At 69.8% G+C, this 21,852-nt stretch carries 17 protein-coding genes and 1 pseudogene; 11 read left to right on the top strand and 7 right to left on the bottom strand.

All coding sequences use genetic code 11. From position 1 onward, the window contains the following. The first annotated feature begins 136 nt into the window (after positions 1–136). Together ACFYNX_RS10530 and ACFYNX_RS10535 are read left to right on the top strand one after the other, a co-directional pair. Positions 137–2,668 (top strand): Helicase associated domain protein, encoded by a 2,532-nt coding sequence (locus ACFYNX_RS10530; RefSeq protein WP_388659822.1) that lies wholly within the window; start codon positions 137–139, stop codon positions 2,666–2,668. A 205-nt stretch (positions 2,669–2,873) separates the two neighbouring features. Further along, positions 2,874–3,185, top strand: a complete 312-nt coding sequence (locus tag ACFYNX_RS10535; protein WP_388659825.1) for a hypothetical protein — start codon at positions 2,874–2,876, stop codon at positions 3,183–3,185. A 614-nt stretch (positions 3,186–3,799) separates the two neighbouring features. Here the strand turns inward: ACFYNX_RS10535 and ACFYNX_RS10540 are convergent. Both ACFYNX_RS10540 and ACFYNX_RS10545 read right to left on the bottom strand, forming a co-directional pair. After that, positions 3,800–3,994 (bottom strand): hypothetical protein, encoded by a 195-nt coding sequence (locus ACFYNX_RS10540; RefSeq protein ID WP_388659828.1) that lies wholly within the window; start codon positions 3,992–3,994, stop codon positions 3,800–3,802. Between the two features lie 75 nt (positions 3,995–4,069). Beyond that, positions 4,070–10,351 carry a DNRLRE domain-containing protein gene (locus ACFYNX_RS10545; RefSeq protein ID WP_388659830.1) on the bottom strand — a complete coding sequence of 2,094 codons (6,282 nt, stop codon included), beginning with the start codon at positions 10,349–10,351 and terminating at the stop codon, positions 4,070–4,072. 769 nt (positions 10,352–11,120) lie between these two features. On the opposite strand from ACFYNX_RS10545, the gene ACFYNX_RS10550 reads away from it, so the two are divergent. The 3 genes from ACFYNX_RS10550 (at position 11,121) to ACFYNX_RS10560 (ending at position 13,024) form a co-directional block, all read left to right on the top strand. Further along, positions 11,121–11,438: a hypothetical protein gene (locus ACFYNX_RS10550; RefSeq protein WP_388659833.1), complete on the top strand. Its 318-nt coding sequence runs from the start codon at positions 11,121–11,123 to the stop codon at positions 11,436–11,438. A 164-nt stretch (positions 11,439–11,602) separates the two neighbouring features. Further along, positions 11,603–12,232, top strand: coding sequence for a competence protein CoiA family protein (locus ACFYNX_RS10555; RefSeq protein ID WP_388659836.1), 630 nt, complete (start codon positions 11,603–11,605; stop codon positions 12,230–12,232). 147 nt (positions 12,233–12,379) lie between these two features. Continuing rightward, positions 12,380–13,024 (top strand): hypothetical protein, encoded by a 645-nt coding sequence (locus tag ACFYNX_RS10560; RefSeq protein ID WP_388659838.1) that lies wholly within the window; start codon positions 12,380–12,382, stop codon positions 13,022–13,024. A 461-nt stretch (positions 13,025–13,485) separates the two neighbouring features. On the opposite strand, the gene ACFYNX_RS10565 is transcribed toward ACFYNX_RS10560, so the two are convergent. Together ACFYNX_RS10565 and ACFYNX_RS10570 are read right to left on the bottom strand one after the other, a co-directional pair. After that, complete coding sequence (locus ACFYNX_RS10565; protein WP_388659841.1) at positions 13,486–13,881, bottom strand: hypothetical protein; 396 nt, start codon at positions 13,879–13,881, stop codon at positions 13,486–13,488. A 150-nt stretch (positions 13,882–14,031) separates the two neighbouring features. Next, complete coding sequence (locus tag ACFYNX_RS10570; RefSeq protein ID WP_388659843.1) at positions 14,032–14,274, bottom strand: hypothetical protein; 243 nt, start codon at positions 14,272–14,274, stop codon at positions 14,032–14,034. Between the two features lie 122 nt (positions 14,275–14,396). Here ACFYNX_RS10570 and ACFYNX_RS10575 point away from each other — a divergent pair, with 122 nt between their 5' ends. Beyond that, on the top strand, positions 14,397–16,091 hold the full coding sequence (locus ACFYNX_RS10575; protein WP_388659846.1) for a helix-turn-helix domain-containing protein: 1,695 nt from the start codon (positions 14,397–14,399) through the stop codon (positions 16,089–16,091). Between the two features lie 237 nt (positions 16,092–16,328). On the opposite strand, the pseudogene ACFYNX_RS10580 reads toward ACFYNX_RS10575, so the two are convergent. The 3 genes and pseudogenes from ACFYNX_RS10580 to ACFYNX_RS10590 all read right to left on the bottom strand — a co-directional run. Next, a pseudogene (locus tag ACFYNX_RS10580) lies at positions 16,329–16,676 on the bottom strand (IS5 family transposase); the annotation flags it as partial. 41 nt (positions 16,677–16,717) lie between these two features. Continuing rightward, a protein-coding gene (locus ACFYNX_RS10585) for an IS5 family transposase (RefSeq protein WP_388659849.1) occupies positions 16,718–17,583 on the bottom strand; the annotation gives its coding sequence in 2 pieces (ribosomal slippage) (positions 16,718–17,232 and positions 17,232–17,583; 867 coding nt in all). Positions 17,584–17,614: 31 nt separating this feature from the next. Next, entirely contained in the window at positions 17,615–18,124 is a 510-nt protein-coding gene (locus ACFYNX_RS10590) for a DUF6924 domain-containing protein (RefSeq protein ID WP_388659852.1), read from the bottom strand. 255 nt (positions 18,125–18,379) lie between these two features. Here ACFYNX_RS10590 and ACFYNX_RS10595 point away from each other — a divergent pair, with 255 nt between their 5' ends. From ACFYNX_RS10595 to ACFYNX_RS10615, 5 genes are all read left to right on the top strand, one after another. Beyond that, the gene (locus tag ACFYNX_RS10595) at positions 18,380–18,766 is read left to right on the top strand and encodes a hypothetical protein (RefSeq protein WP_388659854.1); all 387 of its coding nucleotides are present in this window, start codon (positions 18,380–18,382) and stop codon (positions 18,764–18,766) included. Beyond that, entirely contained in the window at positions 18,763–19,725 is a 963-nt protein-coding gene (locus ACFYNX_RS10600) for a SpoIIE family protein phosphatase (protein ID WP_388659857.1), read from the top strand. Before ACFYNX_RS10595 ends, ACFYNX_RS10600 begins: the two co-directional genes overlap by 4 nt. 43 nt (positions 19,726–19,768) lie before the next feature. Further along, positions 19,769–20,116 (top strand): STAS domain-containing protein, encoded by a 348-nt coding sequence (locus tag ACFYNX_RS10605; protein WP_388659860.1) that lies wholly within the window; start codon positions 19,769–19,771, stop codon positions 20,114–20,116. 256 nt (positions 20,117–20,372) lie between these two features. Next, positions 20,373–21,191 carry a hypothetical protein gene (locus ACFYNX_RS10610; protein WP_388659862.1) on the top strand — a complete coding sequence of 273 codons (819 nt, stop codon included), beginning with the start codon at positions 20,373–20,375 and terminating at the stop codon, positions 21,189–21,191. Positions 21,192–21,408: 217 nt separating this feature from the next. Then, positions 21,409–21,777 carry an STAS domain-containing protein gene (locus ACFYNX_RS10615; protein WP_388659865.1) on the top strand — a complete coding sequence of 123 codons (369 nt, stop codon included), beginning with the start codon at positions 21,409–21,411 and terminating at the stop codon, positions 21,775–21,777. Positions 21,778–21,852: the final 75 nt, after the last annotated feature.

The raw sequence follows: 21,852 nt of genomic DNA on the forward strand, positions 1-21,852 counted from the left end.
AGGCTCTCTCCTCGGTGTGGGGCTTCGCCGAGTCCGGGTTGCATCACAGTAGCTGGCCTCGTGCCGTTGACGTGGGACTTTCCGATGAAAGCATGCCTACGGCAGCCCCAGCAGGTCTGAAGGAGAGGGCATCTGTATGACGGCTAGGGAACTTCGTCCTCATCAGCGAGAGGCCGTGGAGGCGGTACAACGTGCCCTTGAATTGTCTGCACGCTCGACCGTGCCGGAGCGGGGACTCCGCACGCAGGTGATCATGGCGACCGGGTCAGGCAAGACCCTCGTAGCCGCCCGCAGCGCGGCTGAGCTCCACGCGGGCCGGGTGCTTGTACTCGTGCCTTCGCTCGACCTGCTCGCGCAGACCGAGGCCGCCTGGCACGCGGCCGGGCGCCGGGGCCCGATGATCGGAGTCTCGTCGCTGCGGGGCGAGGAGGCGAGCTTCCCCAACACCACCAGCGTGAACGAACTCGTCGACTGGGTAAGGCCGTTGGAGAAGGTGACCGTGTTCGCCACGTACGCCTCACTCGGGATGGGCATCCTGGAGCGCGCGCACGCCGCGGGCCTTCCGGGGTGGAGCCTGATCGTGGTGGACGAGGCCCACCGGGTTTCGGGCCGGATCGGGAAGCCCTGGGCCGTCGTCCACGACAACGCCCGCATTCCGTCCCTGCGGCGTCTCTACATGACCGCCACGCCCCGTCTGTGGCAGCTCGGCGACGACGAGGCCGGCGCACCCGGCGAGCTCGTCGCGAGCATGGACGACCACCCGGACTCGCCCTTCGGCAGCAGGGCGTTCACACTGACGCTCTCGGAGGCGATCGATCGGGGAATCTGTGCCCCCTACCAGGTGGTGTGCGTGGACGTCACCGACACGCAGCTCCAGGCCGCCCAGCTCCTCGGGGCCCAGGCGCGGTCCGAAGAGGTGCGCGGAGCCCGGCTCGCCGCGCTCCAGACCGCGCTGATGAAGGCCTCGTCCGAGGAGAACCTGAAGCGCACGCTCGTGTTCCACGGGGTCATCAAGGAGGCCGAGGCGTTCGCCGCCGGTCTCCCCGGCATCGCCGGGCAGCTCCACGACGCCGACCCCGAGCTCTACCCGAAGACGATCTGGGCCGACTGGCTGTGCGGGGACCACAGGCCTCTCTACCGGCGCCGGGTGCTCGGGGAGTTCGAGGACGGCGTCGACGAGAACGGCACCGTGGTGGAGAAGGCGTTCCTCTCGTCGGTGAAGGTCCTCGGCGAAGGCATCGACACCCGCCGGTGCGACTCCGTGTACTGGGCCGACGTACGCGGCTCCATGCCCGACCTCGTCCAGGCCGTCGGCCGCGCCCTGCGGATGCAGCCCGGCGAGGGGAAGGTCGCCTCGCTCGTGGTGCCGGTGCTCCTGGGGCCCGGGGAGACGGCGGACAACATGCTGGCCTCCCGGGCGTTCGGCGGGCTCGCCAAGCTCCTGGAGGCCCTGCGCGCGCACGACGCGCGGGTGGTGGAGCAGTTGGCGGAGCAGCAGCGGCCGAGCCGCTACACGCCCGTCAGCAAAGACGAGACCGGGTCGGGCACGCGTAGGAGCGGGAAGGACTCCGGGGACGTCAGCGCCCCCGCCAAGGCGCTGCTGAAGTTCTCCACGCCCCGCGACCCGGCGCAGTTGGCGGCGTTTATCCGGCTGCGGGTGATCAACCCCGAGCACGAACACTGGCGGCGCGGCATCGAGGCCGCGTCCCTCTACCAGCGGCTCCACGGGGACCTGCGTGTGCCGTTCACCTTCCGGGTCCCGGCCAGGGAGGAGGGCCGGGAGGTGCAGGGTGAGGGGTGGCCGGCGGCGCTCGCGGGCTTTCCGCTGGGGCAGTGGATCGCCGACGCCCGGCGCTTCTACGCCCGCGGGGACATGGACCCGGATCGGGCCCGGGGGCTGGAGAAGCTCGGCATGGTCTGGTCCCACCACGACGTAGCCTGGGAAGAGGGCCTGACGGCGGCACGCGGGTGGGCCGCCGAGAACGGGCACCTCTTGGCCCCGCTCAATACCGTCTACCAGGGCGCGGCGGTGGGAATCTGGCTGAAGAACGCGCGGGCCGCCGCCCGGCGCGCGGCCGAGCTGGAACAGCGCCAGGCCGAAGGGCTCCCCGTGGCGTCGTGGGCCGGGGCGCTGTCGGAGGCGCGGCGCGAGCAGTTGGAGGAGATCGACCCGTCGTGGTGCCCGAGCTGGTCGGTGGAGTGGCAGAGGGCGTTCCACCTCGTCCGTCAGCACCTGGACGAGGGCGGGGCGCTGTCGGTGGCGGCTGGGGAGGTCGTGCGGCAGGGCGAGGATCTGGGGCGGTGGGTGCGGGCGCAGCGGCTCGGGTTCGACAAGCTCACAAGCGTGCAGCAGTGGATGTGCGAACACGTCCTCGGCATCACCCCCGCCACCCAGGAGGAGAAGCCGAAGGCCCGGGTGAGCCAGGCGAAGAAGTGGGCGATGCACTACGCCGCCGCCCGTCAGTTCTTCGAGCGCGAGGGCCATCTGACCGTGCCCAGGAAGCACGTCGAGACCCTCGTCCTCGCCGGAGCCGAGGACGAAGGCCGGGAACGGCGGGAGGTGACGCTCAAGCTCGGCACGTGGATCGGCAACCAACGCACCCGGGCCACATCGCTCTCCCCCGAGCGGATCGAACAACTCTCCCGAATCGGGATGAGATGGGCCTGACGGGCGTGAGGAACTGCGTCAGCGATTGAAGATCATGAACAGGATGACGGTCGCCGCTACGCTGATGAGCAGAGACCCTAGGCAGCCGACCCGGTTGCTGAAGAAGAACATGCCGCCCTCCTACCCGGGAGCTTCTTAATCACATCGAGCTTCGGATTATGGACCTTCGTTCCGGGGCTTGTGGACGGGCGGTACAGTCCGCGTCGTGGACATACCCGATTGGTTGGTCTGGGTCGCGCTGGGCATGATCGTCCTGCAGCTCCTGGGCCTCGTGCCTGTCACCCGTCGTATGCGTGCGCCCGATCCTGCGGTGCGTTCCAAGGGATACCTCGACCTGCTGGAGACTATCGGCTGCCTCCTGCTCTTCATCGGCTTGATGCTGAGCTTTGTGGTGGCGGGGTCCTGGTTCTGGATCACGCCCATCGGCTTCGTACTCATGACCGCCGCCTACGTACTGAAGGGCATCCGTCGGCTCCGTGCCCACCATTCCGCGCCTCGTCCGGAACACACCCCGTAGACGGCCGACCAGTCCCGGCTCACCAGGCCGCAGGTGCTCGGCGGCCAGGGTCGTCAGGCCGTCGTGATCCTGACCCGTCTCCCCACCGCGCCGCGCGCGAGCCGGCAGACCGCACGGGCCCCGGCCGTGAAGACGCCCCCGCAGGTGCCGGTGGCCGTGCCCATACGCGACCCGAAGTGGGCCGCACGGCGGGCCCGAGACGACGAAGGAGGAACGGCATGAGCACGAGGTCATACGCCGCGGCCGCCTACGGGTGGGAGCTGGCGCGGATCCACCTGCACCAGGACGAGGTGATGAACGCCCGTCTGGAGGTGTTCCGAGCCCTGGCAGCCACCAGGGCCTGGCCGAGCGCGCGGACGAACTCGTCGCGGCGCTGGAGGCCGGGGCGGTCGCCGGGGCACACACCTGGATCGCGGAGAGCGGCGCCCCCGACGAGGTCGAGGAGCGGATCGAGGACGGCTGGGACGCGGGCACACGGACAGTCGCTACAGACGTGCTGCGGCTGACCAACCAGGCCACCGCCCAGCGCCGCCGCCCACCAGCACTCCCCCGCCCAGCATCCCGGCGCCCCGGCCGGGGCGGGGCACGGGGCCGCTGTCCGGGCCCGCGCGTCGTCAGCGGCCGGAACCTTGGGAGCCGCCGGGCCGGCCCGTCCGCTTGCGGACGGCCACGGCGAGAACGGTGCCCGCGGCGGCTCCGGCGAGGGCCCAGGGAATGCTGGGGTGTCCGTCGTTCAGGTTGTAGCCGATGGCACAGCAGAGCAGGAACAGGGCGAAGCCGTACACGAGGGCCAGCTGCCTGTGGTTCATGGTGGTCCTTCCGGGGTCAGATGTGCCGAGAGGGCCGGACGACGGGTGTCGTCCGGCCCCGTCAGGGTGCGTTGGTTACCGCTTGAAGCGGAATCCGCAGTGCTTGTTGGTGCAACGTACGTTCCAGACCGCGGTGTTGCGGGCGGGAGCGTAACCGAACCATGCGGAGGTGTAGTAGTCCATCTGCATCTCGAAGCGCTCCTGGAAGCCACAGACCGGGAGGATCTTCAGCATGCACACCTGGCCCTTGCCGTTGGCCTTCCACTGGTGCCAGGCGTAGCGGTTTACACTGCGGTAGGCGCTGTGGAGGGACAGGTCCCAGCCGATCTTCGAGGCGGCGCCGCCCTCGTCGCCCCAGCTGGAACCGCTGGACCAGGTGATGCCGGCGTTCTTGGTACAGACTTCGACCCGCATGCCGACAGTGCCGATCTGGACCGGGACGCCGCCCTCGAAAACCTTGTAGCTGCGGGTGTAGGTGCGGCAGGCGGTACCGGTGGTGTCGCTCTTGTTGACCGGGTCGCCGCAGGAGTAGTCGTAGCCGTTGCAGCTGCCGCCGGGGACGGAGTCCTGGCTCAGGAAGCGGCCGGTGGCGGGCGAGTACAGGCGGGCGCCCATCAGGACGGTGCCGTCGGCGGTCTCGGTGGAGCGCTGACGGGAGCCGAGCCAGCCGTAGCGGGCCGTCTCGCCGGTGGCGTTGCCGTACTCGTCAGTGGACAGGACCCGTGGGGCGATCGCCGTGTCCAGCGGGTACTGCACGGCCACGTCACCGTGGAGGTCCGTCAGCTGCAGGGCGGTGCCGCCGCCGGCGATCGCGGCGAGGACGCCCTCACTGCTCTTGATGAAGCGGCTGGTCTGGCGGGGCGCGGCGCTCTCCAGGATCCAGTCGGGGCTGTCGGCCTCGGAGCCGTAGTGGTTGGTCCGGGTCGCGGTGGTCTCCCAGGCGCCTTCGGGAGACTTGGACTCGGCGGTCCAGGAACCGAGGCGGCCTGCGGCGTCCAGGCTCCAGTTCTGCCGGCGGTCGCCGGTGGTCTGGGAGCGGACCATGTCGTTGGCGAAGTAGGAGTAGTCGGTGCCCGCGGCCTTGGTGGTGCGGCCGAAGGCGTCGTATTCGGTGCCGGCGGCGATCAGCCGGTCGGCGCTGTCGTAGGAGTACGAGGTGGTGTTGCCCGCTCCGTCGGCGCACGGGGCGCCCTCGGTGCCGGTGGTGACGTTGAGGGAGGTGCGGTTGGCGTTGGCGTCGAAGCCGTAGGAGCGGCGGGTGCAGATCTCGTCCGACGAGGTGTCGTCGGTCCGGACGAGGGCTCCAGCTCCGTCGTAGGCGTAGCGGCGTTCCTGGGTACCGCCGCTGGTGCGGTCGCTGCGCAGCAGCTGGCCGTGGACGCTGAATTCTGCGGTCTCGGAGAGGATCACGGTGCCGTCGGAGTTCCGGCGGTAGGTGCGGGTGATCGGGTCGCCGGTCTGGTCGCGGGTGACGGTGAGCGTGATGTCACCGGGGAGCTGCTCCTGGGTGAGGTTGCCTTCCAGGTCGTAGGTGGGGGTGAAGGTGCCCGCGTCGGAGTCGGTGGTGGCGGTGGGCAGGCCGCCGGGCAGGGCGGTGTCGTATCGGTAGGTGCGGGTGGACGGGGCGGAGTCGGTCACCTTGACGGACCGGTCGGCGGTGTCGTACTCGGTGACGGTGGTGTTGCCCGCGCCGTCGCCGTAGGAGGTGAGGCGGCCGAGCTTGTCGTAGGCGCGGGTAACGGTGGCGTCGCCGGTGGTGGTGGTCAGCGGGTTCCCGGACTCGGGGCTGTAGGTGACCGTGGTGTCGGCGACGGTGCCGGCGGCTCCTCCGGTGACGGTGGCCTTCAGGGTGCGGCCCGCCGGGTCGGCGGTCACGGTGGTGGTGCGGGTCTGGCCGTTGGCGGTCTCGGTGAGGCGGGCGATGCCGCCCCAGCGGTCGTATTCCGTGGTCTTGACGGGGAGGGCCGTGGGGTTGTCACCGCCGCCCGTGATGGCTCCCGCGGGGCCGGTGCTGCAGGGCAGGCCCGCCCATTCGGGGTGGCCCTGGCAGGTTCCGGTGCCGCCGGCGTTCCAGTAGGTGGTGATCTCCGTGCCTGCGTCGGATCCGCCGGACTTGGGGGCGGTGCTCTTGGTAAGGCGTCCCTGGGCGTCGTACTCGGTCAGGCGGGTGATCTTGCGTCCGTCGGCGTCCTGGACGGTCTTGGTGCGCAGTCCGCTCTTCCAGTCGTAGCCGCTGGTGGTGGTGCGCCGGTCGGCGTCCTGCGGGTAGCCCTCGATCCAGGCACCGGTGGTGATGGTGGTGGGGCGGTCGGAGACGGGGCTGTCGGTGGGACGGCCTTCGTCGTAGACGGTGCGGGTGTGCTCGCGGGCGGCGACAACGGATCCTGCGGGCAGGGCGGGCAGGGGCCCGGCCGCGGCGACGGGCTCGACGAGCGTGACCCGGTGCAGCGGGCGGTGCAGGTCGGTCTCGCGGAGGCCGTCGGTGCTGTAGGTGGTGGTGGTGGAGAGGAGCTGGGCGCGGTCGGCGGTGGAGCGGTCGGCGATGCCGAGGGCGTCGAGTTCCGCCTGACGGGCGGGGGTGGCGCCGAGGGCGAGTTCGCGGTTGTTGGGCGACAGCTCGCGCACGGGGTTGCCGTGCCGGTCGTATTCGACGGTGCTCAGGCCACCGCCCGGCAGACCCTTGTTGACCTCACGGCCGGAGGGGTCGATGTAGCTGACGGTCGCGCGGGTGTAGGCATCGCCGGTGAGGGCGGCACCGTCGTGGCCGGCGGGTTCCGTGCCGGTGGGGAAGACCGCGGTGGCGTCGGAGGGCAGGCCGGTCTGGCCCCAGGCGGCGGCGTTCTGCGCGCCGAGGGCGTGCGGCGCCTTGTTGCCGGTCAGGGGAACGTCGTACACGATGCTGCTGGTCGTCTGTCCCTCGGTCTCGGAGGCTTCGCCCTGCTTGAGGGCGGGGCGGGAGACCTTCAGGAGCATGCCTTCACCAGCGGTGGCGGCGTTGCCGGCCTTGCCGTAGTGGAAGGTCCAGGGCAGTTCTCCGGCGGGGGTGAGCGTCGCGACGCGGCCCGCGGAGTCGTAGGTGTAGCTGGTCTTGAGAGCGGGGGTGATGCGCGGGTCCCATCCCTCGCGGAGGCGGCCCTGCTCGTCGTAGGCGTAGCGCGCCACGGCGGAGGGGGTGGAGGCGTTCTCGCCGGGTCCGGTCACCCAGATTCGGATCTCCTTCACCCGGCCGGTGTGGTCGCCGAAGGTGCCCGCGGTGGCGGTGGTCGCGTCGGCGTACACGTACTCCAGGACGCGACAGCCCGCAGTCGCCGGGGCGGCCTGGCAGGTGGCGACGGAGACCGCCGGGGTCGGGTTGACAACCCACTTGGGGCGGGCGAGGACCTTGCCGTCGACCGTGACCTTCTCGGCGATCACCTTGGTGGTGGAGTCATCGGTGGGCAAGGCGGTAGCGGAGACGTTCCAGACATCCAGGGTCGGGTCGACCTTGGTGAAAGTGGTGGTGATGCCGTCGGTGTTGCGCAGGGTGAAGGTGCTGGTCAGGGAGCCGGTGAGGGTGAACTGTTCGGATCCCGGCTCGGGGCGCCAGCTGCCGCCCGCGGCTGCCGTGAAGCCGACCTTGCCGCCGTCGACGTCCATGACGGCCACCGAGGTCGCGGAGGTCTTGCGCAGGTGCGTCCAGTCGGACTTGGTGAGTTCGGCGACGACGCCGGCGTTCCACTGCGGGCCGAAGATGGGTGCCTGGCCCTCCTGCTCGGCCGTGCTCCCGGCGCGGGAGGAGGCGGAGCGGGTGACGGTCAGGCCGAGGATGTTGGCGTCCGTGGAGGACAGGCTGTAGTCGCCGGTGAGGAGGTTGACGGAGCCAGGGCCCACGCCGGTGCTGGGTGCGGAGCCCGCGCGGCGGTCCACCGTGATGGTGTTGTGGGGAGAGGCGTCCGTGGCCGTGCCGTCGGTGAAGACGGCGCGAACGTCGACGGGACCGTCCTCGGCGAGGGTGTCCGTGATGTTCCAGACGAGCCCGGCGGGCGAGCCGCCGGTCACGGCGGTGGGCCAGGTGACGGTTCCCCCGGGGTTGGACGCGGGCCGCACGTCGGCGACCGGGATGTCGCGCCAGGAGTCCAGCTCGCCACGGCGGTACTGGTAGCGAACTCCGGTGTCGCTGTCCTTGCCCTGAGCGTTCAGGGTCAGTCGGCGGGCCGGACGGTCACCCTGCGTCGGGCTCAGCAACGCGGCTCCCGCGCCGGCGCTGAAGACGTGGGTGCGTTCGGCGGACAGGTTGCCCGCGGCGTCCTTGGTGCGAACTCCTACCGTGTGCTTGCCGGCTCGGAACGTGAGATTCCGGGAAACGGCGGAGCCCGTGGTGGCCACGGCGGTCCAGGCCCCGGCGTCGAGCCGGTACTCGATGGCCGCGACGTCGGTGGTGGGCGGAGTGAAGGTGAAGGACCCGGTGAAGTTGCCGGAGGCGTCCGGGGTTCCGCTCCACTGACCCGCCGGGAACTGCCCGGAGGAGACGGTGGGAACGGCGGGTGCCACGGTGTCCACGGTGAAGTTCTGCCAGGCCGACCAGGTGCCGTTCCAGATGGAGCCGTCGTAGACGGCGGCCCGCCACTTGTACGCGCCCGGGGCCAAGGCGGTGGTCGGGGTCCACGAGGCGTTCGTACCGGAGGTCACGAAGGCGGACTTGCCGGTCTGGACGGCCGCCGTTCCATTGGAGGCCCAGATCTCGAAGTTGAGCTGGACAGTGTTGCCGTCGGCGTCGCTCGCCTTGCCCGTCAGCGTGGGCGTCGAGTCGGAGGTGACGACACCGGAGAGCAGGGCGACCGCGGTGGCCGCGCCGGGCTTGGTGTTGTACGTGACCGACAGGTAAGGGGTGTTGGAGGTGGCGTTGCCGGAGTTGAAGCGCTTCCAGCCGTATTCGTCGGCCTCGTCCGTGGCCCGGATGCCGAGGGTATTGCTGCCGTTGCCGTTGGCGGCCCAGGCCGCTGCCAGGGTGGTGACATCAGCGTTGACCCAGCCGTCGGCGCAGCCGGTGCCGAAACCCTTGGTCTGTGTGGAAGAGGACCACTTCTTGTTCCAGCCGGGCTGCGCGGTCCAGCGCGAGGCGGTGGAGGCGGAGGCGGTGTCCCAGACCTCCCAGGACTTGGCGGTGCAGGACCAGGAGTGGAAGTTCCACAGGCTGAGCTTGGCGGCCTGGATCTGCTTCCCGGCAATCTTCGCCATGGGGAACTGCAAGAAGGACCGGGCAACCTGGCCGGAGCCGTTGTTGCCGAGCTTCAGCTCGGTGGCCGAGGACTGGTCGGTGCCGTAGCCCTGCTGCACGAAGGTGTCGAACCCGGCGCCGATGTTCACTGCGGGGTCGACGGTCACGGGGAAGGCCGTCTTCGGATCCGCGAGGAAGGCCGCGTCCGGGGTGAGGGTGAGGTCGATCCGGGCCCCCTTCTGGGAGACCTTCAGCCCGACCTTGGCCTTGCGGGTGTGTTCGCCGGTCCGCGGGTCGACGGTGGCGTCCCACATCACGGGGGCGGGCAGGACGCCCTGCTGGCGGCCCGTGCGAAGGTTCAGGAAGGAGACCGAACCATCGGCGTTCGCCCGGACCTTGAGCCCCTTGGCGGTCATGCTCAAGGTCACCGAACCGTTGGCCGCGACCGCCGAGCGGTCCTTGAGCTCTAGGAACTGTTCGAAACCGGTACGGGTCGCCTCGATGATCAGGTCGGTGGCGGGCAGCGCGTCCGCGTAGCGGGCGGTGTGGCCCTTCAGGCTGGGCTCGGGGAGAACGCCTCGCCATCCCAGGGTCACCGCGGTGCCCTTACCGTCGTCGAGGAGGGCCAGCGGGACCGAGGAGGTCTCCGGGCGGCCGGCCTTCGCGGCCTGCGCCTTGAAGGACTTGGCGTCGGTGCCCTTGGTGCGGCCCGCGAGCCGGAGCCCGAGCGGGTGCGCCTGCGCGGCCACCGACCCGTCGGCCCGGCGGATCAGGTCGGCGTCCACGGAACGCCATCGTCCCGCGGAGTCCTTGAAACGGACCGGCCCGGACGCGGCTTCCAGGGTGGTGGAACCGTTCGGGTTGACCCAGGTGGTGGCGGTCTCGGTGCGCTCGGACAGAACTTCGATCCGGCGGTTCTGCAGCCGGGCCATGAGCGCGGCCGAAGCGGCGTCGGCCGCTTCGGCGGGGCCGAGAGCCTCGGGCCGGTCGGTCCCCGCGGCCGGGGTCAGCGCCACCGCGGGCAGGGCCATCGCGCTGAGCGCGACGGTTTCGATGGCGAGTGCCATCACGACGAGCGCGGACACGCCCTTGTTCCGCCGCGCGCCCGAGGGCGTGCTCTGGTCCGCGGGCATGGCGGACCGCCTGAATGATCTGGACATCGTTGGCTTCCTCTTCGGGCCCGGTCACCGAGCCTGGGTCGGTTCGCGAGGAGTAGACCAACAAGATCAACTTTTTGTAAGAGGAGTTGAGGAGAATCTGAGCGAACGACAAAGAAGTAGGAGGCTGCATTCCGAATAAGGCCGAGAGAACCGATCCCGACGTTCAAACCCGCCCCCTGACCTGGACCGGAGCGGTGTCGCAGCGTGACACGCGCTCTGGCTGCTGCTGGGATCCCACCCAAACGCGCGGACGAGTCGGTCGCGACGATGAGCATCGAGTAAGTACGGACCGAGAGGCTGGTCCTGAGGACTGGCGCAAGTACTGAGAAACACAGCGCGTGGGCATCCGTGTGAGGCAGACTGAGTTCGCACAGCTCGTTCATTGATCAGCCCCGGGGATCTTCCGCCACTCCGGTGAGGCGCTGGACGAGGCCGCCACTGGTGACCCGCGTGCCCGGGACCACCAGGTCGCACCACAGTCTCACGACAAGCCGCACGCTGTGCTGTCTCCGAGGAGGTGGCAGACACGGCAGGGCACGCTCGCCATCCGTCCGCGCCACATATGACCACCCACCAAACACCCAGGGCAGTGAACGAGCCGACGGACGCTACTCTGGAAACGCCACCCTGGGCCCGGGCTCACGCCCTTCAGGGACGCTCTCAGGCAGAGAGCCGAAGGACCGCCTACCGCGAGGCATCCCCTACTCACGCGGACGACACCCCACAGGTGTCCGTTGTCCTCCCGCTTTCTGCCCGAAGGAGCAGCATCATGACCCGGGACAACGTTCCCGCCCCCGCACAGCCGTCCAGCCTGGCGCCCGTCCAGCCGTCGTCCGGCATCGTTCCCGCCGATCCGCCGAACACCGCGGGCGCCGAAGCGTCCGGTGCCGTACCGGTCCAACCCACGGGACCCGCGCCCGTCGTGCAGCAGGCGGCCAGCGGCACTGACGTGCCCGCCGCGATAGTCCAGGGTGCCGCTCAGGGTATGGCGAAGGCGTTCATGACCCGTCTGACGGAAAAGTTCCTGGCTGATCCGCCCGACTGGATCAGAGCCCTGGGGAGCGTCTTTAAGGGGCTGCGAGAGTAACCGTCGAGGCCGGGCAGGTTGATCCTGTCCGGCCTCCTTGGTGTGTGAGGACGTCGAGGTGCTGCCGGAGCAGGATGCCTGGAGAGCCGTTGTCAGTGGCCTCTGCATATCTGGTGCTGTGCCGGATTTACTGTCCCCATGCCGGACTGCCAGGAGATGCGCTCATGCCCTTCACCGCACTGCATCCTGACCTCGGCCGTCTCGACGCCACCCTCCCCGACCTGGGGCGCGGCATGGCCTGGGGCCAGGTACACAAGGTCCGTCCTCGTGTCCCGCTCGTCTGCCCCGAGTGCGCCTGGGGTGTGCACCCGAAGGTCTCGGGGTCCGGTGTGCGGTTCTTCTGCCACGATCCGAACCGGCCGGCGTCGTGCGAGCTGTCGAACGAGTCGTGGGAGCACCACATGCTCAAGCTGGAGATGGCGGGCGCGATCCGGGCGGCCGGGTGGTTCGCGGCCCTGGAGGTGCCGGCCGAGGACGGTTCCTGGCGCGCGGATGTGATGGCGTCGTCTTCGGACGGTGCGATGCGGATGGCGTGGGAGGCGCAGTTGTCGCCGATCACCCTGGAGGACATTGAGGCGCGCACCGGCCGGTACGCCGAGGAGGACATCCGGGTGTGCTGGGTGTATCCGGGGGTGCGGCCGCCGCGGTGGATCAGCGCGGTGCCAGCGATCCGGGTCCACCCTCCACAGGATCGGGAGGCGTCGTGGGTGGTGGACGACGGGCTCGCCGGGTTCGGGTACCGGGCCGGCCGGTGGGAGTTCCGCGAGGAGCCGCTGGAGCGGTTCGTGCGGTGAGCGCTGGAGGGCCAGGTCGTGTCTGCCGAGGTGTTGCCGAGGTACTGGAGGGTGTACCGGGTGGTGGACGGTGAGCAGCGGCGGTTCACGCGGGACCGGTGGTGGACGTCGCAGAGGTCGGTTGCCGATCAGGACAGGCACGAGGCGATGAGGCAGGGGCAGGAGGCCGCGCGGGCGGAGCGGGAGGTCCGTCGGCAGGAGCAGGAGGAAGCTGCGGCGCGGCGCCGGGAGGAACTGGCGGAGCAGGAGAGGGGGCGCAGGGCCGCGGAGGACGAGCGCCGCAGGGTTGAGCAGGAGGAGAAGCACCGCGTGCTCATGGAGCAGTTGAAGGCGCGCTGGGCGGAGCAGGACGCGCGACTGGATCGGGAACGGGTGGAGCATGAGGCGCGCCTTGCCCAGGAACGGGCCGAGAAGGAGGAGCGGGAGCGGCTGGCGTTGGAGACGGCTCGTGCGTGGTGGGGGCGGCTGTCGTCGAAGCAGCAGACCGAGTTGCTCCCGGCCGTCGCCGAGTACGCGTGGCGGACATCGAGCCTGCGGCTGGAGATCCTGGAAGAGCTGAAGATCTGGCCGCAGTACGCCTACGGGGTCCCGCTCTTCGAGAAAGGCCGCCGGCGAAACCTGTACGGGATCGTGCTTCCCTGCCCCGACCTCGCCGCTTCCTGCCCGGCCCTCAAGGGGGAGCTGATCCTGGCCCGCAGCGCCTCGGAAGAACGCGAACTCGCCCAGGTCCTTCCCGAGAACCGGATCGTGCACCTCGACCTGCCCGAGCACGAGCAGCTCACCATGATCTGAAGGTCTGAAGTCCTGCGCCCATCGCGGCCTCTCCAGCCGGCCTTCACCGACCCAGGGGGCGGTCACCCGCGAGTTCTGGGTGGCCGCCTCTTCTTGGTCTCCGGTCAGGTGATGCGGGCGATCAGGGCGGTGGCGTTGTCGGCGTACGGGTCCCGCCGTGCACGGGCGCGGCGTACGGCGTCGTCGACCAGGAGCTCGGCGGCCTCGCGCGGATCGCCGGACAAGTAGTCGCCCAGGTCGTGGTCGATGTCCTCGTGGGGTTCGTAGGCGCCGTCGGAGACCAGCAGCAGCCGTCCGGGGCGGGCCGGTCCGGACAGGGACTCGATCGCCGGGTGTCCCCAGTGTTGTTCGGTCTCCTCGTCGTCGCGGGTCCCGCCGAGGCAGGTGGTGATCAGGTTGCGGTCACCGAGACCATCGTAGGCGCGGCGGGCGTTGTGGTCCTCGGTGAGCTGTCGCAGGGGTCAGGGTCCGTCGAGGAGGTAGGCGCGGGCGTCGCCCGACCAGGCGACGGAGAACAGCCCGCCGGGGACGTGGACGGCGACGACGGCCGCGGCGGCGGGCAGGTCGTGGTCGGGGATGTGGCGGGCGGGGTCGGCGGCGTAGCGGTCGTACTCGGCGCGCAGGCCGGCTGCCGCGTCGCCGTGTCCGGCAGCCGCGCGGGCCAGACGGCGAGCGGCGGTGCGGGTCCAGGCGCGGACCGCGCGGGTGTCGCCGACGCCGTCGAGGAGGGCATGGGCGCGGGTCCCGCCCGGCACCCGGCACACCGCCGTCGCATCGCACTGGAACATCCGGTCCCCGGGCCGCCGGGCAACGGCGTGCGGCTTGACGACCAGGTCCTCGCCGGCGTCCTCACTCATGACAGAAGCCTTCCAGAACGCGAGTCGTCCCGGAGCGCTTCGCCAGGTCGCCGGAGCGCCCGGACAGGTGAATCCGCGCTCGCGTACGCGAGCGCGGCCTTAGCGGAGTACGCCCAACTCGCTCTGTACGGGTCGGGGGCTCGGCAGTGCTCACCACTGTGTGCCGATGAGTTGTTGGAAGAGGCCCAGAGCGCCGCCGGTCGCGGCGCCGCCGGCCAGTACGGCGTCCGGCCACGGGTGGCCGGCCATGCGCCAGAGGATTGTGGCCGCGATTCCGCACAGTGCGGACAGCAGCAGTACCAGTGCGGTGCGGCCGCGCAGCAACTCCGGTCCCGAGGGCGGCTGCTGTTCCGGTGAGTTGTCATGGTGATGGGGCGGGGTGGACCGGGACATGGTCTGCTCCTCGGTGGTCGAAGGGGATGCTTCAACCACCGTGCTCTACATGCCCGTTCGACCGTAATAGGGGGAGGTAAAGCCGAAGAAGGCCGTATCCCGGCTCGAACGACGCAGGTACGATGCCGAACGAAACCGAACGCCGAAGACACGGCAGGGGCGGGGGCATCGTGGAGGCTGAATCGGCACCGGATCCGGGGGCGGTCCGTACGAGGGAAGAGCTGGGCAGGGCTCTTGCCGCGCTGCAGACGCGCTCTGGCCTCTCCCAGGCCGCAGCGGCCAGGAACGCGGAAATCGGCGGGGCGACGGTCTCCGGCTGGCTCAAAGGGACGACGATCCCGCACGAGACGAATTTGACGAAATACCTCAAGGTGTTGGGGGTGCAAAAGGGACCGTGGCTCGGGGCGCGCGCGAGGGTCGTGGCGGCACGTTCCGTCCGATCTCCCGCAGGAGACCCGGCGCGTGCTGCCGGCAATCACCAGCGCGTGTCCATCGGGCTGGAGCCGTGGGTGAAGTACTACGACCAGGGCACGAATGCCGAGAAGATACTCGCCGGCACCCTGCCCTTGTCTCCGCCCGCGGGTCAGGAGCACATCGGCGGTCTGTTCGCGCTCGCCCGCGCCATTGTGGATCTGGTGGAGCAGGGCGCGATCGTCGAGGTTGTGACCTGTTACAAGAAGCTCGCCGTCCGGGTCGGGTCGGCGGAGGAGTTCTGGGCCCTGGTCTCGGCCGACTCCGTTCTGCGCGACGAGAAGGAACACTTCCCTTCCCGCAAGTGGCTGATCCAGGAGACGGAGAAGGCCGTCCGGGCCCGCGACGAGGCACGGCTTGAACGGGTCGGACGGGCCTGGCGTGCTGTCTTTCACCTGCTGCGCCGGGTCAGGAAACTGGAGCGGAGTGACTGGCCGCCGCGCGTTCTCGTCGAAGACATCGGCCGCAGGCTGAAGGGGTTCCTGCGTGCCCAAAGGGTCATGCGGTGGCTGTTGGAGGTGTTCGCCGACGACGCCGTGGCCAGCGAAGCCCTGGAGCAGGCCATGGACCGGTATGTCGCCGGCAGGTTCCCCGACTGGCGAAGAGCAGGGCAACGGTTCGACCCGCCTCTGGTCACCGTCGATGGAAGCGGCCTGTGCGGCTACTCCTTCCAGGCCATGCGGCTGCCCCTGACGGCCGCCGACATGGCGGCCTTATGGGCCCAGCGCGTCACAACCGGTGCCTCCGTGCTCGACCACCCCCCTTACGTCCTTGGCGCACACCGCGACGAACGCGGCGAGGCTCTCACGGACTTCCTGCGCAAACTGCTCGACCACTGCCGTGACATCACGGAAGCCGGCTCCGGCCATGGTTGGACCTGGGCCCTTCCCACCGCTCCCGAGTGGCTGGAGATGTCGGGATGCACCACCGACGAGCACCCCTACCCCTGGGGCGCAGAAGCCCCCACGCCCCGGCGCGCCAACCTCCGGTACAGAAACGAGCCACAGGAACTGCAGTCCTCGGGCATCCACACGAGCGGGAGATCACCTTCTGGCGCACTGGACTGCTGCGGGCACGTCCACGAGATCGTGATCTGGCGCTCGGGCGGCCTCACACGCGAAGCACACGGGAAACTCACGTCCGCTGACCTGCGCCTGGCGGGCGGCAGCTTCCGCAGCCGCGCCGAACACAGCTCCTGCCGTAAATTTCGCCCCCTGCGCCCCGCCCCGGGATCCTCCCGGCACAACGTCGGACTCCGCCTCATCAAGCACCGGACCGAAGACACCAGCCTGCGCCAGACAGCACTCCAGCAGTTCCACGCAAACCCGCACCACAACGGCGGGTGACCCGTCACCTGACACCACCCCTTGTGCCACCAGACCACCCGCATCCCAGACCACCGCAGGGCTACGGGCGGAAGAACCCGGCCGGCCTCATCTCCGCGAACACACTGCCCAGCCCCGAACAGGCCGCCGCCCGCCTGCGGATAAAAAGGGTGGAGCTCGACCAGAGGGACAAGCTGAAGTGGACCCGGGGTGCAGAGCGGGTCGAGGTGCAGTACGGCACCTCGCGGGCCGGGGCGGTCCAGGTCCCGCTCTGCCGCACCGCTGACGATGGGCCCGGTTGATCGTGGAGTCGACCGACACCGTCCACTCCACCACCCCAACCGAGTCGTCCCGGACCGGGACCTCCTCAAGCAGGCGGGCCCAGGTCCCGTTTGTCTCCCAGCGGGCGAACCGCTCATAGACCATCTGCCACGGCCCGTAACGTTCCGGCAGGTCACGCCACGGAGCACCGGTCCGCAACCGCCACAACACCCCGTTGATCACCTGCCTGTGATCCCGCCATGGCCGACCCCGCCCGTCAACACCCGGCAGCAGAGGCGCTATCCGCTCCCACGCCGCATCCGTCAGCTCACCACGACCCACCACAAGATCAATTATCAGACACGGCCTAGGCGGTTTCTTCTGGATCACCGCGCTGACCAGATGAAGATGCCTGCGAGGTGGAGGGCGGCGAGGTAGATGGTGGCGGTCTTGTCGTAGCGGGTGGCCAGACCGCGCCATTGCTTGATCTTGTTGATGCACCGTTCGACAGTGTTCCGCTGTTTGTATGCTTCGCGCTCGAAAGCTGGAGGGCGCCCGCCACGACGGCCGAGCCGTTTGCGGTTCGCTGTCTGATCGATGGGCTGGGGGATCACCGCCCGGATCCCACGACGCCGCAGGCAGGTGCGGATCGCGCGGGAGGAGTACGCCTTGTCCGCGAGGACCACATGAGGCGTCGTCCGTGGCCTGCCGACCAGACGGGGCACTCGGACCTTCGCCATCACCTCGGGGAATGCAGGGGCGTCACCAGCCTGGCCGGGCGTGATGACGAAGGCCAGAGGACGGCATCTGCTGTCTGCCGCCAGGTGGATCTTCGTCGTCAGCCCGCCGCGAGAACGCCCAAGCGCATGATGGTCCGACTCGCCGGCCAGCGCCCCCTTTTGCGGGCTCCGGCCGAGTGCTGGTGGGCCCGAACGACGGTGGAGTCGACCGCGACGACCCAGTCGAGATCGCCCTCGGCGTCGGCCTGGGCGAGCAACGCGGTGAAGACTCTCTTCCAGGTGCCGTCGACCGCCCATTTTCGCAGCCTGTTGTGGATGCCCTTCCACGAACCGAAGTGCTCGGGCAGGTCCGTCCAGGGGATCCCGGTGCGGTACTTGAACACGATCGCGTCGATCACCTGCCGGTGATCCCTCCAGCGCCCGCCCCACCTCGGCGTCCGATCCGGCAACAACGGCTCGATCCGCGCCCACTGCGCATTACTCAACGACACGCCCCGACGAACGACCCGCACCTTCCAAGGCAACGGCTGCCTGCCGCACCCGTCAGACAGGTCGCAGGACCCGATCAGGCTCTGCGGAAGCGGTCGTGGCGAACTCGGCGAAGCCCATGTTGCCGAGCGTCACGTTCACATGGACCGAGTGCACCGCGGCGGGCACGGTTCGGAACTCCCGGGGCTCCGGCGACTCGACGAGTTCCTGGTAGAAGACGGGATCAAGGTCGCCTTCGTCCTCCCAGACCGTCGACAGAGCCAGCAGCGACCGCGTCGGCGACTGCATCGTGTGGCGGTCGGCGAGGAAGGCGACGCTCAGGTCTTCGTCTTCGTCCACCGCGGCAAGAACCTCATCAGCTGTCGCTCCCGACCAAGCGGGGGCGTCGACCACGTGCACCCGTGCGAGAAACTCGCCATCCGGCCCCCACGGCCGGCGAAGCTCCCCGACCACCGCAGCCCACGACTCGTCGTCGCTGAAGTCGCTCCTGATGACGAGAGCGTCGAACATGTCGCGTCCGACGATCTCAGGCAGCACTCGCTCAAGGCCTTCCGGCATCGTCATGCCCAGGACTCTCCCACGCCGTACCGACAACCACCTTCCTCGGGAGTGATCCAGAGGAAACGGCCTAGTGGGGTCGAGCGTCTCCTGTGAAGGCGGCTGCCGGCATGCAGGGCGGTTGTAGGGTGAGCCGCCGGGCCCGGGCCGGTAGGGGCCGCATCGCTGTGGAGGAGCTGGTGGGGCGGCGTCTGGAGTATCCGGTGTGCTTCGCTTGTTGGTACGGATACCTCGGCGCATAGGGAAGGGACGGCTGGACAGGTGGCGAGCATGGATTTCCCCGGTGGGCTGCGGGCGGACGGCCTGCCGGCCGCGCTGTCGGATCCCGCGCGCCTGGCCGCGGTGCAGGCCACCGCTCTGCTGGACACCGGGTTCGAGGAGGTCTTCGAGGACTTGGCCGCGCTGGCGGCGAGGATCACCGGATCGGGGCGGGCGTTTGTGACCCTGGTCGACGATGAGCGTTCCTTCTGGAAGGCGTGCGTCGGCGTGGACGCCGTCGATCTGGCCGACCGGCAGAATCCGGTGGAGCAGAGCTTCTGCTACTTCCTGGTCGGACTGGACGGTGAGCCGTTCATCGTCGACGACGCCGCCACCGACCCGAGCACCGAGCACCGAGCACCGAGCACCATCCTTCGGTGGGTCCGATGAGCATCGGCGCCTGGGCCGGCTACCCCCTGCTCGACCCCGACGGACGGGTCCTGGGCAGTTTCTGCGTGATCGACGACTCCTCGCGCGCCTGGTCCCGGGCTGACCTGGCGACGCTGGAGACCCTGACCCGGTCGGTGGCGGCGGAGATACACCTGCGTCAGATCTTGAGCGCGGCGCGGGCCGCCCAGCAGCGCTCGGCCGATCTCGCCCACAGCCTGCAGGCAGGCCTCCTGCCCCCGCATCTGAGCAAGATCTCCGGTGTGGAGGCCGCGGCCTCCTACCTGCCGGCCTCCAACCGCTACTACTCCGACATCGAGGTCGGCGGCGACTTCTACGACCTGTTCCACACCCACGGCCAGAACTACGCCGCCGTCCTGGGGGATGTGTGCGGCAAGGGCGTGCAGGCCGCGCAGGTCAGCTCGATGACCCGCTACACCGTGCGCGCGGACGCCGGTGAGACCGGCTCGCCGGCCGAGCTGCTCGACCGCCTCAACACCGCCCTGCTCGCGCAGAACACCTCCCGCTTCCTCACCGCCGTCTACACCGCCTTCCACCTCACCGCCTGCGGCCTGTCCGGGACCATCGCCCTGGCCGGACACGCACCGGCCCTGATCCGCCGCGCGGGCGGAACCGTCGAATCCCTCGGCACCAAGGGCACCCTGCTGGGCGTCATGGACACCGTCCACCTGACCGACGTGCCCTTCCACCTCGCCCCGGGCGACCTGCTCCTGCTCTACACCGACGGCGCCACCGAAGCCCGCCCCCGCCCCGGCACCGCTCCCGAGGAAGCCCGGGCGATCTTCGACGAGGCCGACCTCGCCACCGCCCTGGCCGCCAGCCACACCATGGACGCCGCCGGAACCATCACCCACCTCACCGGCATCCTCGACGCCCACCACGGCGGGTGGGCCAGCGACGACACCGCCCTGCTCGCCCTGCGCGTCCCCCCGCCGCCCTGAGCCCGCCCGCTCCGACGAGGCGAAAGCCTGAGAGGCTGGTGCGATGGACGACCCGGCAGGACCCTCATCCCGTGACCTGCGCATCGTCCACCCCGCCCATCCCGGCGCCCATGTCCTGGCGCTGCACGGTAGGGCCGACGCCTCCACCACCGACGGCCTGGAGGACGACTTCCTCTACGCGACCGCGTACGGACCGCGCCTCGTCGTCGACCTCTCCGGCCTGCTCTACGGCGACGAGACACTCCTGGGCCTGCTCGTCCAGGCTCAGAAATTCCACGACGTCGAACTCGTCGGCCCTCTCGCCCCCAGCTTCCAGCGCCGCCTGGACATCACCGGCGTCGCCGCCTGGTTCACTGTCCACCCCACCCTCACCGCCGCCCTCAACCACTGATCGCGACAGAAGGACGCCAAAGCTCCCGGACCGCATCTCAAGACCGAACAGCCAGGGCGGTCCTTCGCCGTGGACGAGCGGCCGGTCAGAAGCCACCAGGGATGCCGCGGCCAGGCAGGAACGGGCAACCGCAGCATGCTCTTTTGTGGTTTTCTACTGATCGTCACCTCTCACCCCTAGGGTGGGGTTTCGGTTTCCTTCCCGGCGCTGTCGAGGGGTCTCGGCGGGCGCCGTGGCGCCGTCACAGAAAGACGACATGATGGACGAGCTGCGCTTCGAGCCGCCGGTCGGAGCCATCCCCGTCAGCCACCGGGCCGAAAGCCTGGCGCTCCTCAAAGGCCTCGGTGCGCACGCGCTGCGCCTGGAGCTGGAGGTACGCCTCCCGGCCGTCGCCGAGGCGGGCCGGGTCCTGACCCTGGAGAGCGACCTGTACGCCCCCACCGGCACCGGTTCACTGCTGTGGCTGGGATCGGCGGCCGTGACCGTGCCCTTCGAACCGGGCGCCGTCGAGCAGCCACGCCTGCAGTACGTCCTTCCCAACACCCTCGTCAGGGCCCTGGAGGAACGCCGCCGCGGCAGTCTGCACCTGGAACTGCACATACGGGCCGTACTGCCCCAGGCATCCGTCCACCCCGGCTGCCCCGACCTACGGCTGCGCCTCGACGTCGCCGAGGGCCACTGGCTCGAGCAGCTCGAAGGGCTGGGCCGCTCCCTCGGCGTGGAGATGCTCCTTCCCTTCCCCGCCCCCGGCCGGCCCGGACACAAAGCGGCCGATCACCTGCTGGAAGCACAACGCCGACTACGGCAGGACGACATCGACGGCGCCCTGTCCCACGCCCGCCACGCCCTGGACCACATCGACCGCAACAGCGGCTGGGGACGGCCGGGGAAGAAACCCAAACGCGAACGCGACGTGAGCGAGCGCTGGAGCGTGATCCGCAAAGCGATCCAGGAACAGACCACCGTCCTCGGTCCACAGCGCGAGAGTGCGGACGAAGCCTTCACCCACACCCGCGCGGACGTCGAGACGGTCATCACCCTGACCGCCGCCCTGGCACATCTGATCGGCCACTAGCCCCTCACCACAGACGGGCCAGGCGAGATACATGGTGTTGCGCTGGGTCCGTCCTCCTTCACGTTCACGCGGCGCGGCTACCCGCCCGGCTGGCCCTTACCCGGCTCGGCCGGGTTTGTCCGTGCGGCCATCCGGGTGGGTCGGGTCTGGCCGGGTGGGGCACAATCACCCGGGTACGCCCCGGTAGGGGTAAGGCGGAACGCAGCCGAGGAGATGCATGACCAGCAACGAGAAAATGGGCCACGCCGAACGGCTGTCCGTAGCGCACCGCGTGGTCGACGGCATCCGGGTCGTGACCCTGCGAGGCGAGATCGACCACACCGCCAAGGACACCCTGGCCCGCGTTCTGACACCCCAGGACGACACGGCGTCGCCTCCGCGGGTCGTGGCGGACCTGGAGAGTGTGAGCTTCATGGACTCCAGCGGCATCAACGCCTTCCTCCTCGCCCACCAGCACCTGACCGCCCAGCAGGGCTGGCTGCGGATCGCCGGCGCCCAGGAAGCCGTCCAGCGCGTCCTGCACCTGATCGGCGTCGACACCGTCGTCGACTGCCACCCCACCGTCGAACAAGCCCTCAACGCTTGACACAGCAGCACACCGCGAAGAAACCAGACAGGGGCGGTCACCCGGGACATCGGGGCGGCCGCCCCTCTTGGTACG

Origin of the sequence: Streptomyces sp. NPDC007872, assembly GCF_042868165.1 — a bacterium.
In the GTDB taxonomy this organism is placed as follows: domain Bacteria; phylum Actinomycetota; class Actinomycetes; order Streptomycetales; family Streptomycetaceae; genus Streptomyces.